The organism is Psychrobacter sp. LFX-11D (genome assembly GCF_904846475.1).
Classification (GTDB): Bacteria; Pseudomonadota; Gammaproteobacteria; order Pseudomonadales; family Moraxellaceae; genus Psychrobacter; species Psychrobacter cryohalolentis.
On the sequence record NZ_CAJHAV010000005.1, the window covers coordinates 38,334 to 57,828 of the forward strand.

Annotated in this window: 16 protein-coding genes; 10 read left to right on the top strand and 6 right to left on the bottom strand. The window is 42.9% G+C overall.

Translation table 11 applies throughout. The annotated features are described in order from the left end of the window. Positions 1 to 11: 11 nt before the first annotated feature. The 7 genes from sixA to purF all read left to right on the top strand — a co-directional run bounded on the left by sixA (position 12) and on the right by purF (position 6,847). A complete protein-coding gene (gene sixA / locus JMX75_RS05205) occupies positions 12 to 470 on the top strand; it encodes a phosphohistidine phosphatase SixA (RefSeq protein ID WP_201531311.1) in 459 nt (152 codons plus the stop codon). Positions 471 to 587: 117 nt separating this feature from the next. After that, positions 588 to 1,901, top strand: a complete 1,314-nt coding sequence (gene gspL / locus JMX75_RS05210) for a type II secretion system protein GspL (protein ID WP_201531312.1) — start codon at positions 588 to 590, stop codon at positions 1,899 to 1,901. A 2-nt stretch (positions 1,902 to 1,903) separates the two neighbouring features. Continuing rightward, entirely contained in the window at positions 1,904 to 2,464 is a 561-nt protein-coding gene (gene gspM, locus JMX75_RS05215) for a type II secretion system protein GspM (RefSeq protein WP_201531313.1), read from the top strand. A 252-nt stretch (positions 2,465 to 2,716) separates the two neighbouring features. Further along, positions 2,717 to 3,118 (top strand): DUF4870 family protein, encoded by a 402-nt coding sequence (locus tag JMX75_RS05220; protein WP_227500764.1) that lies wholly within the window; start codon positions 2,717 to 2,719, stop codon positions 3,116 to 3,118. A 309-nt stretch (positions 3,119 to 3,427) separates the two neighbouring features. Beyond that, entirely contained in the window at positions 3,428 to 4,462 is a 1,035-nt protein-coding gene (locus JMX75_RS05225; protein WP_201531314.1) for a quinone-dependent dihydroorotate dehydrogenase, read from the top strand. Between the two features lie 98 nt (positions 4,463 to 4,560). Further along, on the top strand, positions 4,561 to 5,058 hold the full coding sequence (locus JMX75_RS05230) for a CvpA family protein (RefSeq protein WP_133104187.1): 498 nt from the start codon (positions 4,561 to 4,563) through the stop codon (positions 5,056 to 5,058). A 253-nt stretch (positions 5,059 to 5,311) separates the two neighbouring features. Then, positions 5,312 to 6,847 carry an amidophosphoribosyltransferase gene (gene purF, locus JMX75_RS05235; RefSeq protein WP_201531315.1) on the top strand — a complete coding sequence of 512 codons (1,536 nt, stop codon included), beginning with the start codon at positions 5,312 to 5,314 and terminating at the stop codon, positions 6,845 to 6,847. Positions 6,848 to 6,958: 111 nt separating this feature from the next. Here purF and JMX75_RS05240 read toward each other — a convergent pair whose 3' ends face one another. From JMX75_RS05240 to yajC, 6 genes are all read right to left on the bottom strand, one after another. After that, the gene (locus JMX75_RS05240; RefSeq protein ID WP_201531316.1) at positions 6,959 to 7,318 is read right to left on the bottom strand and encodes an AzlD domain-containing protein; all 360 of its coding nucleotides are present in this window, start codon (positions 7,316 to 7,318) and stop codon (positions 6,959 to 6,961) included. Continuing rightward, the gene (locus tag JMX75_RS05245; RefSeq protein ID WP_201531317.1) at positions 7,308 to 8,039 is read right to left on the bottom strand and encodes an AzlC family ABC transporter permease; all 732 of its coding nucleotides are present in this window, start codon (positions 8,037 to 8,039) and stop codon (positions 7,308 to 7,310) included. Before JMX75_RS05245 ends, JMX75_RS05240 begins: the two co-directional genes overlap by 11 nt. Before the next feature lie 130 nt (positions 8,040 to 8,169). Beyond that, the gene (locus tag JMX75_RS05250; protein ID WP_201531319.1) at positions 8,170 to 9,588 is read right to left on the bottom strand and encodes an MATE family efflux transporter; all 1,419 of its coding nucleotides are present in this window, start codon (positions 9,586 to 9,588) and stop codon (positions 8,170 to 8,172) included. Between the two features lie 207 nt (positions 9,589 to 9,795). Further along, positions 9,796 to 11,040, bottom strand: coding sequence for a protein translocase subunit SecF (gene secF, locus JMX75_RS05255; RefSeq protein ID WP_201531321.1), 1,245 nt, complete (start codon positions 11,038 to 11,040; stop codon positions 9,796 to 9,798). A 9-nt stretch (positions 11,041 to 11,049) separates the two neighbouring features. After that, positions 11,050 to 12,927, bottom strand: a complete 1,878-nt coding sequence (gene secD / locus JMX75_RS05260) for a protein translocase subunit SecD (protein WP_201531323.1) — start codon at positions 12,925 to 12,927, stop codon at positions 11,050 to 11,052. A gap of 305 nt (positions 12,928 to 13,232) precedes the next feature. Continuing rightward, a complete protein-coding gene (yajC, locus tag JMX75_RS05265; protein WP_011513446.1) occupies positions 13,233 to 13,559 on the bottom strand; it encodes a preprotein translocase subunit YajC in 327 nt (108 codons plus the stop codon). A 502-nt stretch (positions 13,560 to 14,061) separates the two neighbouring features. Here yajC and JMX75_RS05270 point away from each other — a divergent pair. The 3 genes from JMX75_RS05270 to JMX75_RS05280 all read left to right on the top strand — a co-directional run bounded on the left by JMX75_RS05270 (position 14,062) and on the right by JMX75_RS05280 (position 19,460). Then, on the top strand, positions 14,062 to 15,342 hold the full coding sequence (locus JMX75_RS05270; RefSeq protein WP_020443314.1) for a CNNM domain-containing protein: 1,281 nt from the start codon (positions 14,062 to 14,064) through the stop codon (positions 15,340 to 15,342). A 382-nt stretch (positions 15,343 to 15,724) separates the two neighbouring features. Continuing rightward, complete coding sequence (locus JMX75_RS05275; protein WP_201531325.1) at positions 15,725 to 16,219, top strand: nuclear transport factor 2 family protein; 495 nt, start codon at positions 15,725 to 15,727, stop codon at positions 16,217 to 16,219. A 175-nt stretch (positions 16,220 to 16,394) separates the two neighbouring features. Beyond that, positions 16,395 to 19,460, top strand: coding sequence for a LysM peptidoglycan-binding domain-containing protein (locus JMX75_RS05280; RefSeq protein WP_201531327.1), 3,066 nt, complete (start codon positions 16,395 to 16,397; stop codon positions 19,458 to 19,460). Positions 19,461 to 19,495: the final 35 nt, after the last annotated feature.

A 19,495-nucleotide genomic window follows, 5' to 3' on the forward strand; every position in this document is an offset into this window, starting at 1 on the left:
GCTGATAACTTATGAAAATTATTTTGATGCGCCATGGTCAAGCAGAAGACGAGACGCGTCCCGATAGCGCCCGCCAGCTGACGGATTTTGGTCAGCAGCAAGCAAAGCAGACCGCAAAATATATCACTACGCATTATCATCCCGATTATTTTTTGGTCAGTCCTTATGCGAGGGCACAGCAAACACTGGTAGAACTCCAGGCACAACTGCCTATTGTTCCATCGAGCATACAAGACAATCTCACGCCGTCTGACGATGCGCGTCAAGCGTTGAATGAGATTGCTGACATTGAAGCTAAGTGTCTGGTGGTGGTTTGTCATATGTCTATCGTTGCTTATATCGCAGGGTTGCTAACCAATGACTATCCTGAGTCTTTTTCTTTGGCAGAAGCACGTGTGTTTGAGATGGATTTTGTGATGGCAGGTATGGCACGCGAGATTGCCCGCTTTGTACCGGATCAGCCTTATTAATATAAGTTATTATTGATGGTTAATAATAGTGCTGCTGTTGATGGTCCTAGATCATCTGCATTTTAGCTAAACGATAGCTTTGATATATTATGGCTTTAATAATTGAGGACACATTTGGTGTTACATGTTTGGTTAAGAGCGCAGCACAGTCCACTAGCGGTCTGGCATGAAGACAATCAACACTGGCAGTTGGTCGAGGGTTGGCAGCAGCTACAGGATATCTATAGTCGCTATAAAGCAAATAGCCAAAAAGCCATTTGTCTTTATTTTCCATCTACCCATATGTTACAGGTCGATACGGAGCTAAACAGCACTCAGCTTAAGCAGTTAGGCAGTAGTGGCAAGCAGTACTTATTTGAAGAGACTTCTTTAACGCCTGTTGAGCAATTGGCTATTCGGCAAATGAGTCATAATAACACCCATCATCTATATGCGCTGGCACAAACTGATATCGAATTATGGCAACAGAGCGCAAAGCTTGCTGGCATGAATATCGTTGCTTTATTGCCTGATTTTCTATTATTGCCACTACCAGAAGAAGGGGCTGGGCAGCAAATCACCCTATATCAAGACAAAGAAACTGTGTTGCTTCGCCAATCTTTATATCAAGGTATGGCAGTCAGCTATTTACCGCTAATCTTTGAGCGTTTTCCGCATTTAAGCGAGGTCTTGATAGTACCTGCCATTGAGGACACTGTTTACGATACCGGCTACGTTTCTGACATTATTGCTACTGATATCATTACGACTGATAATGAGCTTGCTAATCGAACTGAGATTGAAAACTCTATAGCAGCAGGCAGCTTTACCGCGATTACAGCTGACATGATAGCTGAGCATCAACTGTTGTTAATCACACTAGTGACGACGCCAAAACCACTTGATAACGCAGAGCGTCATGCGCTGAACTTTTTTGTTAAGTCAACGGATTCGCAGTTGTCACCTTATCTTCGTGTGGCGCTGATGGTGGCGTTATCGGCACTGGTATTACAGATGGCGACCGATGCGGTGCAGTGGTATCAATATAATGAGGCAACAACTGCGACTAAGACTGAGATTGCGACACAATATCAGTCTTGGTTTCCAAATGAGCCACTCAGTACGCGTACCAAACTACAAGTTCAACTACAACCAAAATTGCGCAGCGATAGCCAAGCACCAGCGTCACACATGGCAGTGCTTTCGCGTATATCCCCTTTGATTAAACAGTCGTCATTAAAGGCGCAAGCATTGGTTATGCAGTCTTCGGCACTTAGCTTTACGTTGATTGCTCCTGATCGCGGCAGTCTTGATCAGTTTACTGCTACACTCGTCGCGCAAGGTCTAACGGCAAAACTAGAGCAAGTGAATGGCAATGAGCAAGGGCAGTTTAGCGGTCAAGTAACGGTCAATGTCGTAGACAACAACAGCAGTGTCGGCAATAAAGGGTAATGATGAAAATACTACAGCGCCGTACCAAACGTAGCACAACGATGCTGCAGACAAGTGCATTATCAGCGCGAATGACAAGCTATCAAAACCTGCTATTTGTACGCTGGCAAGCATTGTCTTCTCGTGACCAGTTGGCTTTGCTATTATTGTCTGCTTTTTTACTACTGTTTATTGGCGGTTATGGCGGTTATAGTATTCATCAGGCAGCCAATCATAGCAAAAGCGAGTACCAAGAGCAGGTTGCTGATTATTTTTGGTTGCGTGCTCAAGCAGGTAATATCGATAGTAATGCGTTAGCGGCTGCCAATACTGCTGATGGTGCAGAGCTGATACCTGCTGCTAGTAGTGTCAACGCGCTGCTAACTAACTCAGGTATTGTAGATGCGCAAGTGATTGCTAATGGTGATACGGTACAACTAAGCTTTAACAATCCGAGTCAAGCAGTGGTGAGTGCTGCCCTTGGTAAGCTTGAACAACAAGGCTGGCAATTCACTCAGTTGTCTATGCAGCAAGATTTACTCACTAAAGCGATTCAGGTTCAGGCTACCGTGACCTCATTATAAAGGGGCAAGGGGTAAGGGGCTAGGAGCATTGGGATAAAGTTTACTCAGAAGTAGCCAATAGCTTTTATGCTAACAAACCCATTTATACAGCAGACCTTATTGAAAAAGTACTTCTTAGACACTATAAAATAGCTATAACAAATGTTTCACTTTAAAATTCATGCCTCATTTATGTGTAGGGTTTTATAATCAGCACTATATGCTATGTATGCCATGACAGGTGATCATATAAATAATCCGATGAGTGATAATATGAACAATAAACAAAGCCGCTCTTTAGTAACGTATAACCACATTACGTATTTATTATATGTACTCAGTTATTTTACTGCCGGTTTGCTGTGGATTGTGCCTATCTTTATGAATTATGCCAAACGTCGTGATGCTGATGGCACATGGCTTGCCACGCACTTTGACTGGCAAATTAAAACATTTTGGTACAGTATTGTGTGGTTTATCGTTGGCATTGGCATCATTACTTTTGCTCTTGGTAGTTTTGGCGTTAGTATGATGGCGGATAGCGGTAATATCGCTGTCGGCTCGGTATTACTAGCAAGCATTGGTTTTATTATTATGGGTGTTGCCTTTATTTGGCATTTATACCGTATCGTGCGAGGCTGGATTGCTCTAGCGGATGGTCGACCTGTCCCTTAATAATTGAGCTACATCTTATTGTAGAGAGTAGCTATTTATAGTCGATTCCAAATAAAATAGATACGCTATATTGCAACGCGGGACTGGAATAAATTTTTCTGGCGTGCTGTGCCTACGCCGACAGAGGGTGCGTAAAATTTATTCCAGTCCCGCTGTACCGTTTTAATACTGAATTCACTATATATTCTTTATAGTAAAATTGGCTGATGAAACTTTGGTCTTATTTCGACTAAGCTGATATAATCGCTGCGCTTGAGCACATTGGTTTTCTTTATTCATTTTCACTTTCAAGCAGGGTCTGTCGTTACTATGTCTTATGCCTTACTTCGCCCTTTTTTGTTTAATATGGACCCTGAGCACGCGCATGAAATGACCTTATCTTTATTGGATAAAGCTCATAAAGCGCGTGTTTTAGGTTTGGTTTATGGTCAATCTATGCAGCCAACTGATTGCATGGGCTTGCAGTTCTCTAATCCTGTTGGTCTTGCAGCCGGACTGGATAAAAACGGCGATTATATTGACGCCTTAGCTGAGCTTGGTTTTGGCTTTATCGAAGTAGGTACAGTCACGCCAAAGCCGCAAGCCGGTAATGATAGACCGCGTTTATTTAGACTCAAACAAGCAGACGCCATTATTAACCGTATGGGTTTTAACAATGAAGGTGTCGACTACCTCATTGAAAATGTGCAGCGCTGTAAATACAAAGGCAATATCGGCATTAATATCGGTAAAAACGCTGCAACGCCAGTTGAAAAAGCGGCTGATGACTATGTTTACTGCTTAGAGCGTATTTACCCACATGCTTCCTACATCACTGTCAATATCTCTTCGCCAAATACCGCAAATTTACGTGACCTGCAAAGCGGAGAAGCATTAACTCATTTGTTAGATGCGATCAAAAACCGCCACAGTCAATTGGCAACAGAATACGGTTTTTATGTGCCATTGGTTCTTAAAGTCGCGCCTGATTTAGATCCAATTCAGGTAGATTATATCTCTCAGCAACTGCTGGATTTCGAGATTGATGGTTTGATTGCGACCAATACCACGTTGAGCCGCGTAGGCGTTGAAGATTTGCCCGATGGCGATCAAGCAGGCGGTTTATCAGGTCGTCCGGTCAGCCACATTAGTACGCAGATTTTACAACAATTCTCTGATCAGCTGGATGGTAAAGTGGCATTGATTGGGGTCGGCGGTATCGATAGTGGCGCTAAAGCCGTCAAGAAAATCGAAGCGGGCGCAGATATGGTTCAGCTTTATTCAGGGCTTATTTATAAAGGGCCTGGGCTTGTACAGTCTTGTATACAGTCTATCGGTGGTTATTACGACGCGATGGAAAATTAATTTAAGCTATATGGGTTACATTAAAAGTATGAAGGCTTGTTATCTAATACTTAATTCAACACCTGATACAAAAGATATAAAGTAACGAGGCGGTATACATGAGTGGTTTAGACATTGTGATTGCTGTTGTGGTGCTAATAGGCTTATGGCGCGGCTTTCAAGTGGGTCTGATTAAGACGGCAGTTGGTTTGGTCGGTTGGTTTATCGCTCTTATTGCAGCAAGTCGATTGGCCGCTTCCATAGCACCGCAGTTATCGAGTATCATCCAGAACCCTGTCTTACAGATGGCTGCTGCTTTTTTATTGGTAGTGATTGCGATATTGGCTATCATGCACTTGGTTGCCTTTGTCTTTTCAGGTGTCTTAAAAACTTTACGTTTGGGTGTACTTGATAAGATGGCAGGTGGCCTATTAGGTGCTGCTAAAAATGTGCTGATGGTGTTGGTGATTCTTAGCATTAGTGCGCCACTATTGGTACAAATGCCGCAGTGGCAGACATCCGTACTGGCACCTGAGCTATTACCTTATGCGCCTGTTGGTAAAGCGCTCGTCTCAGATATGTTTGGGATGGCTTGGGATCAGGTCAATCAATCATAAGGGTTGAATAAAAAGCTATTCAACCGCATCTAATATTCGTAAAATACCATCCATCAATTATCAATGCTTAATTATTAGCTTAATCAACAACCGTTTGTGTCATAGATCACTCTCTTCTTAAAAAGATTTTAATCTTAGCAAACATCATCAGCTTGGCGGCATATGATAGGTCACAAACTAAAGCGATTTTATCAGTAGTAATGCCGTTATTGTGTTTTTAATGTGTGGTTCAAATTCAAAATAGGATACAACTATGTGTGGAGTCGTTGGGGTCGCAGCTCATGAGCCGGTCAACCAAATTTTGTATGATGCCTTAACCATGTTGCAGCACCGTGGGCAAGATGCGGCAGGTATTGTGACTTTACAGGATGGACGTTTATATTTACGCAAAGAAAACGGCATGGTACGTGACGTTTTTATGAATCGCCATATGTTAAAGCTGGTCGGTAAGTTTGGTATCGGTCATGTGCGTTATCCAACTGCTGGCACGTCAAGCAGTGCTGAAGCGCAGCCTTTTTATGTCAACTCGCCTTACGGTATCACGCTGGCACATAATGGTAACTTGACCAATGCTGAGAGCTTGGCGAAGTCGCTTTATCAAGAAGATCGTCGTCATCTAAATACCGACTCAGATTCTGAGGTTTTGCTCAATGTGCTGGCACATGAAATGCAAAATCTAGGCAAAACCCATCCAACGCCTGCTGACATCTTTGAAGCAGTGACAGCGGTTTATGGCCGTGTTGAAGGCGCTTATGGCGTAGTCGCTTTGATTACTGGTCATGGTTTGCTAGCATTTCGTGATCCAAACGGTATTCGTCCGCTTATATTTGGTAAGCGCATGGCAGCTAATGGCGGCACAGAATATATGGTGGCATCAGAATCGGTTGCTCTGACCGGTTCAGGTTTTAGTATTGTTCGTGATGTTAAGCCAGGCGAAGCTATATTTATTGATCTGGATCATAAATTGCATACGCATCAGTGCGTTGAGCAAAAAGAATATACACCTTGTATCTTTGAATATGTGTATTTTGCCCGTCCAGATTCTATTATGGACAATATCTCCGTTTATAAATCACGCCTACGTATGGGTGAAAAACTGGCCGATAAAATCCTTGCTGAATGGGGTGAGGATCACGATATCGATGTGGTCATTCCTATCCCTGATACCTCGCGTACCTCAGCGATGGAGCTAGCGCTAAAGATGAATATCAAGTACCGTGAAGGGTTTATGAAAAACCGCTATATCGGTCGCACCTTTATCATGCCAGGTCAGCAGCAGCGCAAAAAGTCAGTGCGTCAAAAGCTTAGTGCGGTACCATTAGAGTTTAAAGGTAAAAACGTACTCTTGGTTGATGATTCTATTGTTCGCGGTACAACCTGCCATGAGATTATCCAAATGGCACGCGATGCAGGCGCGCGCAAGGTATTCTTTGCCAGTGCAGCGCCACCGGTTAAGTATCCAAATGTCTATGGTATTGATATGCCAGTGCGTAGCGAACTTATTGCGTCAGGACATAGCGTTGAAGAAGTACGCGAGATTATCGGTGCTGACCGCTTAATTTTCCAAGATTTGGACGATTTGATTGAAGCGGTCAAAGATACTAAGCATAGTAAAGTTGAAGGTTTTGATTGTGCCGTATTTAATGGCTGCTACATCACTGGTCAAATCAATGAAGCGTATCTTGAGCATCTGCAAGAGCAGCGTAACGACACTGCTAAAAAGGGTAAAAAAGGGGTACAAATAGTCGCTGATACGCCAGTAGATATGATGGGTGTAGAAGAACTTTAAGCCTCTTTATATCTTAAAATAAAGTAAGTAAAAAAAGGCTGGATTCTCAATGAATTCAGCCTTTTTGCTATTAAATTTATTGTCGAAATATATAGTTTTAAGAGTGATTCTTTAGATTAAAAAATCATTAAACAACCATAAAAAGCCATTAATCGCAGTGATACCGACCACCATGCTGACTAGTAATTGACGGCTAATATGATAGACAAACAATACCAATAATAAAGCGCCAATTTGTGCCATTAGTAAATGCATCTCCGCGCTATTGATACCAGTACTTTGTGACAAACCTTGATAAGACAAGCTGGTCAAAATAAGCAGTACCATGACCGATAACGGTAAACTTTCATTTAATCGATGCAGCCAAGGCGTATCCAGTAGCTTTTTGGGTATTAAAGCGGGTAGAGCGCGGGTAATAAAAGTCACTGCTGCCATCGCGAACGTTGCAAAAATCAGATAACTACTGCTCATTACTGCCTCCTTGCACACTGCGCTGCACCCAAACTCCACGGACTAAAATCATAAGCATACAAATCGTAATCGCTACCAATAATAACCAGTTACTGGTAAAAAAAGAGGCGATGACTAAAGCAATGACAGCAATAATAATAGGGAAATAGCGTTTGATACTTTGGAATTGCTCATAAGCTAAAATCGCAAACAGACACACCAAGGCAAAATCCAAATGCGGTACCAAATCACTGAGAGCGCTACCAATCATTACACCAATCGCACCTGCTAATACCCACCAGCTTTGATTGAATAAGCTTACGGGCACTATCAATGCTTGTCGTGATTCATTCGGCAAACTGGTCATCACCGAAAAAGTTTCGTCAGTTAGAGCAAACAAGCAATAGGTCTTGGCTATTTTATTCTTTGGCAGATATTGTAATAACGGCATGCCATAAAAAACATGACGCAAGTTAATAGCAGCAATATTGGTTGCGATATTGCCAATCGGTAATCCAGCACTTAACATTGGTAGGCAGGCATATTGAGCGGCACCCGCATACAACACTACGCTGAGCATAATCGTTGCCCATACTGGTATACCAGCAACTTGCGCAAGCACACCAAAGGCGATGCCCGCTGGCAAATAACCCATGGCGACTGGTAAGCTTTTTTTAAAGCCTTCTCCCCAGTCATAGCCCTGTACCTGAGTTTGATTGATCTCATTTGATTGAGTATTCACGTCACATCCTAGTTTTTACCATTTTTGTTTATTATTAAATTTTAAAGGGAGCTTAATAGTGTAATGCTGATCGGTCAATGGTCAATGGTCAATGGTCAATGGTCAATGGTCAATGGTCAATGGTCAATGGTCAATGGTCAAGTTGGAGTTTTTCATAGCTGCTAGTTTGATGAGCACGGTATAAAAATCCAGCAAGTATCAGCATTCTTAGCAACAATAAACACCATACGCTGAGCCAGATGCCCGTCATAGCCCACTGCTGATAAAGCAACCAACTCAATGGGAAAAAGATAGCCGCTAATATAAGGGCTGCATTGCGAATAATGCTACCTGCTGTTAAACCAAAAAATATCCCATCTAACCAGTAAGCCCCAACCCCGACAAGTGGTAACAGGACAGCATATAAATGATAGTCGTAAGCGAGCGTAAAGACCGGTTCGATATTGGTCATAAACTGTAAATATGTGGGCATGGCAAGCCACCATATCGTACTTAGCAGGATAGCAAGACCGTAGCTCACGATGCCAGTACGCTTCACAATAATGCGAAAGCGCGACCAATCTCGTCGACCTGCTGCTTGTCCACTTAACGTCTCAGCAGAGACTGCCGCCCCGTCAAGGGCAAAGGCTGAGATGCTCAATACTTGTAATAAAATGGCATTGGCAGCAAGTATGACATCGCCGCTTTGAGCAGAGAGTCGAGTAATCCAAGCAAAGCTTAACGTTAAAATAAGCGTACGAATAAAAATATCTTTATTTAGTGAAAATAGCCTAAGCATCTTATCTTTATTAAAATGCTGCGGATCAGCAGTAAATAACGCCTGCCAAGAGATTTTCAAATGTAGACGACTTAACCATAATGCCAATACTACGCCCAGCCAGAAGGCAATCGCTGTACCCAATGCAACACCGACCAAGCCCATATCCATTGCAAAAACAAAAAATAGTGTCAGAATGATATTGAGTATAGCGATAAAACCTTGTTGATATAGCATATAACGGGTCTTGCCTTGACCTGCAAACCAGCCAATAAAAGCAAAGTTCATTAGCTCAGCAATCACACCCCAAAAGCGCACATCTAAATAGGTCTTTGCTGCATCGCCGCTATCAGGATTGGCGGCAAGCGCTTGTAGACCAAAATCAATGAGCCAAGGTTTTACCAGTAGTAAAACGGCACCAATCATAAATGCTAAAACCAAAGCGCGTTGCAAGATGGATAACAGCGGTGATTGCTGACCACGGTTATCTTTTAACTCGCCGTTATGAGCAGTGCTTCTATTATCTAATTGTCCAAGAGCTTGAGCAGAAAGTCCAGATGACGCATATTGCAAAAAGTTAAAACTGACGAGCAATAGTGATAGCAGTTGTACTGCAAGTCCGATACCAGCAAGTTTTGCCGTATCATTCATATTGCCAATAATCGCCGTATCAATGACGCTTTGGAGTGGCATTGCAAGATTTGCCAATAATACTGGCAATGCAATAGCAATAATACGTGCATAGCGAGTATCAATAGGCGGCATAGGACGTGGCGGTAGGATAGATGACATAAGGCAATCGCTTAGATAGGCAGATTAAGAATGCTCATAGGTAGTGCTAAGGATAATAACTTATAGCAGCGCTAAAATTTTTAGGTATTGATTTGATTTTGACCATTATACATAAACAAAAGCACCTAGAGTCTAGGTGCTTTTTTCATGATCACGCTTATCTACTCACTTAATAGAGAATTTACCAAGTGAGCAGGGGTACCATTATCAATCTTGTTCAAACATCTTTGGATCATTGAAAGTCACGATTTCTTCTTCAAACTCAGGTTTTACTTTGACGATAAAGTCATCACGTGACAGACCCATCGCTAGAGGAATCGAGCTTGCAATATAGGTAGAGGAGTAAGTACCAGCAAGTAAACCAATAAACAGTGCCGCTGAGAACCAGAATAAGCCATCACCGCCCAAGAACAGCATTGCTAATACCACTAATAGTACGGTTGAAATGGTCATAATCGTACGGCGTAGTGTCTCTGTTAATGACAAATCAATCGTTTGACGCGGACTGATACCGCGGACACGGCGGAAATTTTCACGGATACGGTCATAGACAACGATGGTATCGTTCAATGAATAACCAATCAATGCCAAGATGGCTGCTAGTACTGTTAAATCGAATGGGAAGCCAAATAAGGCAAAGACACCGATGGTCACGATAGCATCATGGAACAAGGACAATACTGCGCCAAGTGCCAGTTTGAACTGGAAGCGCAGGGCAACATATCCCAGCATACACGCTAGTGCAAGCACAATTGACATGACTGAGCTTAAGTAAACCTCATTACCCACTTGACTACCGATAATATTCACGTTGCTGATTTCAACATCGTTATTAGGTAGCGCTAATGCTTCGCTCAAGCTGGTGTTAAGACCATCGATGTTATCAGATTGAGGCGGCAAACGTATTAGCAGCTCTTGCGAGGTGCCTAGGTACTGCACGACTGCATCATCAAAGCCATTATCTGCCAACGCAGTAACCACATCACCTTGCTCGACAGATTGCTCATAGCGTACATCTGCTGACACGCCACCGGTAAAATCAAGACCAAGGTTTAAGCCATTGACCGCAATTGCAATGATACTACCAATCACCAAAATGATTGATAAAATGCCCATTGGCTTTTCTATCTTCATAAAAGGGATGATACGCTGATCACCAACGGCTTTGATACCGCCTTCGGCATAGGCAGCTGCATCGTCAGCAGCGTCACCCAATGCTAAGTTAGGATCGATAGCAGCAGGCGAGAGTACTTGACTGTCTTTACTAGCGCTTTTGCCACTCCGCGGATTTTTATTAGCTGATTTTTTAGCAGTGGCGTTATTGGTTTGGGTATTGCTGCCTTTGCCATCACGGCGCGGCTTTTTACGGCGACGCGTAGTTGCTTCACTATTTGAGCCATTCGGTTCAGGATTGTTCTGTTTTTCTAGAGGATTGTTATTATCGATTGCCATAGTTTTCTCCTAACCGATGCTCAGACGTTTGATAGATTTACGCTTACCATAAGCAATTTGTATCAGTGCACGGGTTACCAAAATAGCCGTAAACAGCGAGCTGACAATACCAATGGCTAAAGTAATCGCAAAGCCTTTAATCGGACCTGTACCAATCGCAAATAAGATAAAGGCGACCAGTAAGGTTGTGATATTGGCATCGAAAATACTACTATAGGCGCGATCAAAACCTGCCACGATAGCCGATTTCGGTCTCACTCCATTAGCTATCTCCTCGCGAATACGCTCAAAAATCAGAACGTTAGCATCGACCGCCATACCAATGGTCAATACGATACCAGCGATACCCGGTAACGTCAGTGATGAGCCTAAGATGGACATAATAGAGATAATAATAATAACGTTAACTGCTAGAGCAATATTGGCAATCACACCAAACAGACGATAGAAGATAATCATAAACGCAAAGACTAATAAATAACCAACCTGCGTAGAGAATAAGCCTTTATCGATATTTTCCTGACCCAGTGATGGACCAATGGTGCGCTCTTCAACGAAATACATCGGTGCCGCTAACGCGCCTGAGCGTAGTAACAATGCAAGCTCAGCGGCTTCAGCACTACTATCCAGACCAGTAATACGGAAAGATGAGCCTAGTACTGCTTGGATATTTGCACGGTTAATGACTTTTGTTTCAGCATATGGCGTCCGAACTTCAATCGTTTCGCCAGTAACTGGGTCTTCTTCATAAGCGATGCGCTGTTTATTTTCAATAAACAATACTGCCATTTGTTTGCCAACCGCTGTACGGGTAGCATTCTGCATCAGCTTACCACCAGCACTGTCTAAGGTGATACTAACCTCAGGTGAACCACTTTCATCAATACCGGTTTGAGCATTGGTAACTTTATCACCAGTGACAATCGCTTGGCGCTCCAATAATACTGGCGGACCATTAAGGGTTTCAAATGGGAACGCTTCAGTACCGGCAGGTGGAATACCGCCTGTATAGTTTTCGGCACCTTCAGCGACCATACGGAATTCAAGATTGGCCGTACGACCAAGGACGCGTTTTGCCTCAGCAGTATCTTGCACACCTGGTAGCTCAACGACGATACGGCTAGCGCCTTGTGATTGTACCAAAGCTTCTGTTACCCCAAGTTCAGCAATACGATTGCGTAGGGTAGTCAAGTTTTGATTGACCGCGTAGCTGTTGATTTCATCAAGCGTTGCATCGTTATACGCTAAAATCAGGGCAGGGCCTTGCTCATCAATAGAAGATTGCAGGGCAAAGGTGTTACCCATTGAGCTTTGCAAAACGTTTTGGGCACGGTTACGAGTGTCTGTATCGGAAAAATGCAATACCACGCTACGCTTGTCGTTTTTGATACCTTTGACAGCAATGCGCTCAGCTCTTAGATCTCGTCGAATATCGCGACTGGCACTGGTCAGACGTTGTTCGAGCGCCTTGTCCATATCAACTTCTAAGACGAAACGAACGCCGCCACGCAAATCAAGACCAAGTTTCATGGGCTTGGCGCCGATATCACGCAACCACTGCGGCGTTGTCTGCGCTAAGTTCAGTGCGACTACATAGTTCTCACCCAAGTTTTTTCTCAATACTTCCTGAGCTTTGAGCTGATCGACTGGATTGTCAAGACGTACCAATGCGCTGTTACCTTTAAACGTACCATCATGGTAGTTCAAGCCAGCTTCTTTTAACAGGTCTTGTGACTGCGTTAAAATGCCATCAGACAACTGTGTGCCTGCTGCAGCACTGGTAATCTGTACGGCAGGTTCGTCAGGATATAAGTTAGGAGCAGCGTATAGACCGGCAATGATAAGTACGACGGTGATGAGTAGGTATTTCCAAGCGGGATATTGCATAATCACTTCTTTAGGTTGATAAACTACTGGCGACGCAGGCCACAAGTTAGCAGATGGGAAGTTAGCGATAACAATGGTGAGGTGCTTATTTAGCTGCCATAGAAGCCATGATAGTGCACCACTGTGATCATCCGCGATGATAATAAAGCATAAAACGGTAAAGCCAAAAATGACCGTAAATAATGTACGGTCATTTTATAATCATTACAACTGTTAATTGATACTGATACAATAATAGCCAGTCATTATCCTGCTGACTAATTTTAACGATCACATATATCAATTATCAAAGATGTCAATGACGTTTAAACGCTTTCGATAGTACCAGCTGGCAATACTGAAATAACAGAAGCACGTTGTACCTTGATATCTGTATTATTATTTAAGCTTACCACTGCATAATCGCCTTCCAAATGTTTGATACGACCCATCAAACCACCAGCAAATATGATTTCGCTGCCGACTGTCAAAGCACTTACCATAGCGCGATGTTCTTTAGTACGTTTTGATTGTGGACGAATCACCAAAAAGTAAAAAATAGCAAAAAAAGCAACTGGTAATAAGATTTGACCGAACAGTGATGCCGCACCGGCAGTTTCAGCAGCATGAGCGGCTTGGATAAATAACAACATAGTTTCTCTCGACAAGTTATAGATAACAATTAATTTAGACGCATAGTAGCAAAAAATACCAGACTTGGTAACTGTTAATCATAAGCTGGTTATGTTTTTCTTAAGCTAAAGGCATGTTGATAGCGCATTATTTTGCCTATCTGACTTTTTAAGCTGTCTACATTATATAGAAACCATTGACTTATAAAACAAGCCCAATAGTAAATAGTTAACATGCCATCAAGCGAAACCCGTATTTCTCTCATTCGCAAATGTGTCGTGATTATTGAAATATATAGCGATTTATTGTGAAATAAGCGCATCAATGCTACTATCGAAAGCAAATAGTCGCCAGTTTTTAAAGTAAGATTTAAGCCATTGTGCTGAGCGATATGTGCTCATTTATATATCAAAGATCCAGACCATATCAGATAATATTTTCTATCTGCTTGCCTCTGCTCATGATATATTGTGACTTCCTTTTACTTCTTTGTTTAGGTTACCTAACTTGTTCACCTCTTTTATGTCTGTACCTCGTTTACATCGTTCGCGTGCTTGTCGTAAAGACGCCTCTGCCAAACCTCCCCCGACGATGCTTGGCGATACTCGCTTGAGTATCAAATCATTGTTGGCGTTATCTGTCTGGATAACGCTGCTGCTACCGCAAACGGTCTGGGCAGCTGAAGGAGTAGCGGACCCAAGTACAAGCAGTATATTGCTGCTCATACTATATGTACTCGTTGCCATTGGTATCTCATTTATCTGTTCACTGGCAGAGTCAGCACTCCTGACGATGACGCCGTCTTATATCGCTGATGTTCAAGAGCGCAATCCAAAAAAAGCCCATATGTTAAGACGCTTAAAGATTGATAATATCGATCAGTCCTTGGCTGCTATTTTGACCTTGAATACAGTGGCACATACACTAGGCTCGATAGGCGCAGGTGCGCAAGCGACGATTGTATTTGGTAGTGCTTGGTTTGGTTTGTTTTCTGCCATCATGACCCTCGCTATTTTATTCTTATCTGAGATTATTCCAAAGACCTTAGGTACGATGTACTGGCGTCAACTCAGTGGCATGGTTGCCTACTTTGTACGTGGTATTATTCTACTGCTATATCCACTAATTTGGATCTCAGAAAAACTCACCAAGTTGCTGGTACGTGGTAAAGAGCCACAAACCTTTAGCCGTCGCGAATTTGCTGCGCTTGCCAGTATTGGTGAAGAAGCAGGACAAATCGATCCATTAGAGTCGCGTATTATCCGAAACTTACTGGCATTTGGTGCTATTAAGGTTGAAGATATTATGACGCCGCGTTCGGTGATGCTGGCTTTTGAAGAGAATAAAACAGTAGCAGAGTTGCTGGTTGATCGTCCAAAATTGACCTTCTCTAGACTACCGATTTATGATGGTGATTTGGATAATATTACAGGCTTTGTATTAAAAACAGACATGCTATTAGCAAAAGTGAATCATGCCGTACATAAGCCACTGACGCAGTTTAAACGTGACATTACTTTTGTTTTTTCAAAGATGAAATTGTTTGATTTGCTTGAGCTGATGCTGAAAAACCGTATCCATATTGCCATTACGGTCGGTGAATACGGGGAAGTCAAAGGTTTAGTTACTCTAGAAGATGTGTTCGAAACTCTCTTAGGTCTTGAGATTGTCGATGAGATAGATCGCGTTGAAGACATGCAAGCATTGGCACGGCAAATGATGGACAGACGTGTCGAGCGCTTGGGTATGAAGCTGAGTGATGATGAGCATTATGAAGACTATACAGCTGACAGTAAGCAGTAAAAACTTAATCAGTTTTTATTGCGTAAACTACTGATAATTTATCGTATGCTTTTTATAAGATAGCTCATTTATTCAAAAAGCATACTTTACTGAAGTAGTCGCAATAATTACACAGGGTGTCACATGGCTGTGAGAATTAAGTGATAGGCTAAAAGTATCCTAATAAGAGGCTGCTAGAAATCTAATATAAAAGCACTTGTTAGAAATGCCTATCAATAGAAATACTCGTTAATTACTACATCGATTGAAGATACTAGTTCGTCAGTAGTTAAAAGTTCAGGGTATAAGATTTATTGGATATAAATAGCACTCTATAATTAAATCGTAGCTATTTCATTGTCGTTCAATAGTAATGATTATAAAGCCACCATTAAGGAATATCATGAAACAACTATGGGGAAAAGGGCTATTGGCTCTATTGATAAAAGGTGCCAGCTTGGCGGCAATCGTTGCTGCTGTTAGTACCATAACTATCACTGCGCAAGCAGCAACCATGACTGAAGCCTTGGTACAAAACTACGCGACTGCTATGAAGTCTGCCGCTAATAATCGAGATATTAATCAGGTGGCGCGTTTAGTTTCTGATGAGGCATTGATTTCATTGTCAAGAAAAGGCAAGTCTACCAGTTTGGATAAAGAGGCTTATTTAAAACTGCTGCAAAATAGCTGGGGCAATACCTCAAACTATCGCTATGACATCAATGTTGATAACATTGTAATTTCAGGTGAACAAGCAAAAGCCAATGTAACGACCAATGAAAGCTGGGTCAAAGATGGTCAAAAGGTCTCCTTTGTTACTACTTCAAGAGTGACACTGGCTTTGTCTACTGGTGACGCCATACTTTTGCGTGCTGTCTCCCAAGTTACGATCAATTAGTCTTCGTTCAATAATAAAGTCAGCCAATGAGCAGAACCTTTAGCCATCAATGATAGGGCACATTAATTTTTGTGCATTATCTTTTATATTGAGCTGGTCTTTATTTGATATTGCGTACTATACTGTCGATCAACTTTATTTCATCACTTCTCGTTGTTAGGAAACTTCCATTATCATGTCTACTGTGTCATCAAACTATCGCTCATTTATAGCTTTACCATTGACGCTTGCGGTGTCAACTCTTCTTATCAGTGCGTGTAGTAATACATCAGCGGTGAAAAAGACGGGGGCGACTGGCAGCACAGCTGTGGTTAAGCGTCCTACCACGCAAGTTCAGCCAACGGGAAATGCAGATTATTCGACTGCATTTTTGGATGCTGAAAGCTTAGATGAGCTTGCTGATTTATTGGAAGCCACCGACATGACTATGGTTGAGGGCAACAAACTTGCTATTCAACAATATGGTGACTTGTGGAATCGCCTGCGTGCTGGGTATCGGATGAACGGTGGACAGCCGGTTTATAATCAGCGTATTGAAGCACAAAAAGGCTGGTTTACCAGTAGACAGGATTATTTAAACCGTTTAACAGCGCGTGCCAGTCGCTATATTTATCACACAGTAAGAGAGGCAGAGCGTCGCAATATCCCAACCGAGCTGGCTTTGCTACCTGTGATTGAGAGCTCCTACGATCCAAGTGGTACCAGTAGTGCGGCAGCGGCAGGTTTATGGCAGTTTATTCCAAGTACGGGACGTATTTATGGTCTAAATCAAAGCAGTACATATGATGGTCGCCGTGATGTGATTGAGTCAACACGTGCCGCTTATGATTTTCTGACGGCATTGCACAATCAGTTTGGTAGTTGGGAGCTGGCATTAGCCGCTTATAATGCCGGTCCTGGTCGTGTGCAAAAAGCCATTGATGCCAATAGAGCTCAAGGTTTACCTACCGATTATTGGTCACTCAGATTACCGACTGAAACCATGAACTATGTACCACGCTTTTTGGCAGTTGCCGAAATCGTTGCCAAACCTGAAAAATATGGTGTCTATTTACCGGCTATCGCTAACCGTCAGCATTTCCGTAGTGTGCCTGTCAACTATGGCGTAAGCTTAGCCGAAGTATCGCAAGTCACGGGTGTTAGCTACGATGAATTAGAAAGATTAAATACGGCGTTAACCTCAGCACGTATCGATTCATCAGGTCCGCAGCGTATTATTATTCCTAATGATGTCAGTCTGACCACTGATGTGAAGCTGAGCGCTTTGAGGGGTAATGGCAGTAGTAATATTCTCGCTTCTAGCAATGCTGTTACGACGACTACGCCAAGCTACTCTGGGTCAACAACGCCAAGCTATAATAATAAGCCATATACTACCAGCTCATCATTACCGGGTACTGGCAAGGGTCTGGCTGACTATGCTGCCAGTGCAAGCGTCCCGCAGCAAACCACCAGCTATATTCCGCCATCGTCATCAACGACCAGCAGCTCAGTTTATAGCAGCAGTGCGTCAGTGCGTACAGAGCCACCTTTAACCTCAGCAGAAACCAAAAAAATTAATGCTGAGCTGAAAAGTAGTAACAGCTTACCGACCACATCAGCGCAAATCACTCAAAACAATACCATCATTCAAGAGCCGCCGCTAAGTAAAGCGGAGCGTGATTTTATTGCCAATCAAATTCGTATTAATACGCCTGAAACCAATGTCATTAACGCCGATGGTAATATCAATTTATCTGCCGTCCAGACGCAGCAGTCCGTCTTAGAAGCCACGGGACAAGAGAAGAAACTGAGCTTTCCAAAAACCTCAGTTAGTAAGCCAAAACCACAAGGCACACGTACCACTTATACGGTCAAACGCGGTGATACTTTGGCTAACATTGCCAGTCGCTCTGGTGTGAGCTGGCGCGATATTGCCGAATGGAATCAGATGGATGCCAGTGCCAAGCTACTCTCTGGTAGTACTTTATATCTATATAATGCCAAAACTATCGAGCCATTGAGCACTACCAGCAGCACTGTCGCGAGCCAGCCTGAAAGTTATGTGGTACAAGGGGGCGATACGCTTATAGGTACTGCCAATCGCTTTGGTTTATCAGTGACGCAGTTAGCAAGTTATAATAATTTGAGCAGCCGTGCAGACTTATTAAGAGGTCAGAAACTATGGCTTATCCCAGGCAAAGTAACAGCGCCAGTCAGCACTCCTGCCGCGCCATCTACTAAACCGAAGAAGTCATCGACTGCGACCAAAAACTATAAAGTAAAAGCGGGTGATGGCTTGATTGCACTTGCACGTCAATTTAATATAACGACTGAGACATTGGCCAGTCTTAATGATATTGGTACGACAGATTCATTATACGTCGGTCAGACCTTAAAAGTACCTGCCAGTGTAGATTTTACTTCTAACAGTGCGCCTACTGCTACACAGAGCACTGCTAACAGCAATAACACCACAACCAAAGCCAGCAGTTCAAGCTCAGTGCCAACTAGCAATTATAAAGTCAAATCAGGGGATACCTTGATTGGCATTGCTAATAGTGTTGGGGTCAGTGCAGAAGATATTGCTGCCGTAAACAGTAACTTTGATGCTAAGGCGCGTTTGCAACGTGGACAAACGATTAAAGTTCCTGTATCAAAAGAATTGGTTGATCGTCAACTAAATGATGAGGCAGTCAGCTACAAGGTAAAATCAGGCGATACTTTGACGGGTGTTGCTCAGCGTTACAATATTGGCTTGGGTGATTTGGCAGCAGCTAACAATCTCAAGACCAATTCCAACTTGATCTTAGGTCGCACGATTACCATTCCTGCTAAAGGTAGCGTGAGTACTAGTGCGAATGCTGCGGCCAGTAGCAAGAGCAGTAGTTCGGTGAGCACAGAGACGACCAGTAAGGCTGATAGCGCGCCATCTACCAGTAATAGTGGTAAAAAACTCGGCAACACAGAAAGCTATAAGGTTCAGTCTGGCGATGGACTCATTGCTTTAGCACGCCGCTTCGGTGTTTCAGTTGAAGACTTAGCTGCTACCAATGACATTTCGACCAAAGCTCAATTACAACGTGGTCAGACCATCAAAGTGCCGAAAGTAACGGTCAGCTATACGGTTGGCTCAGGAGACAGCTTGATTGGTCTGGCACGTAAATACGACGTTTCAACCAAAGAGCTTGCAGATATGAATGACATTGCAGTCGATACCATGCTGCAACGCGGTCAACGCTTAACGGTGCCTAATCGCTAATCTGTGCATGTTTGAATAAATGTTGTTAATAAAAA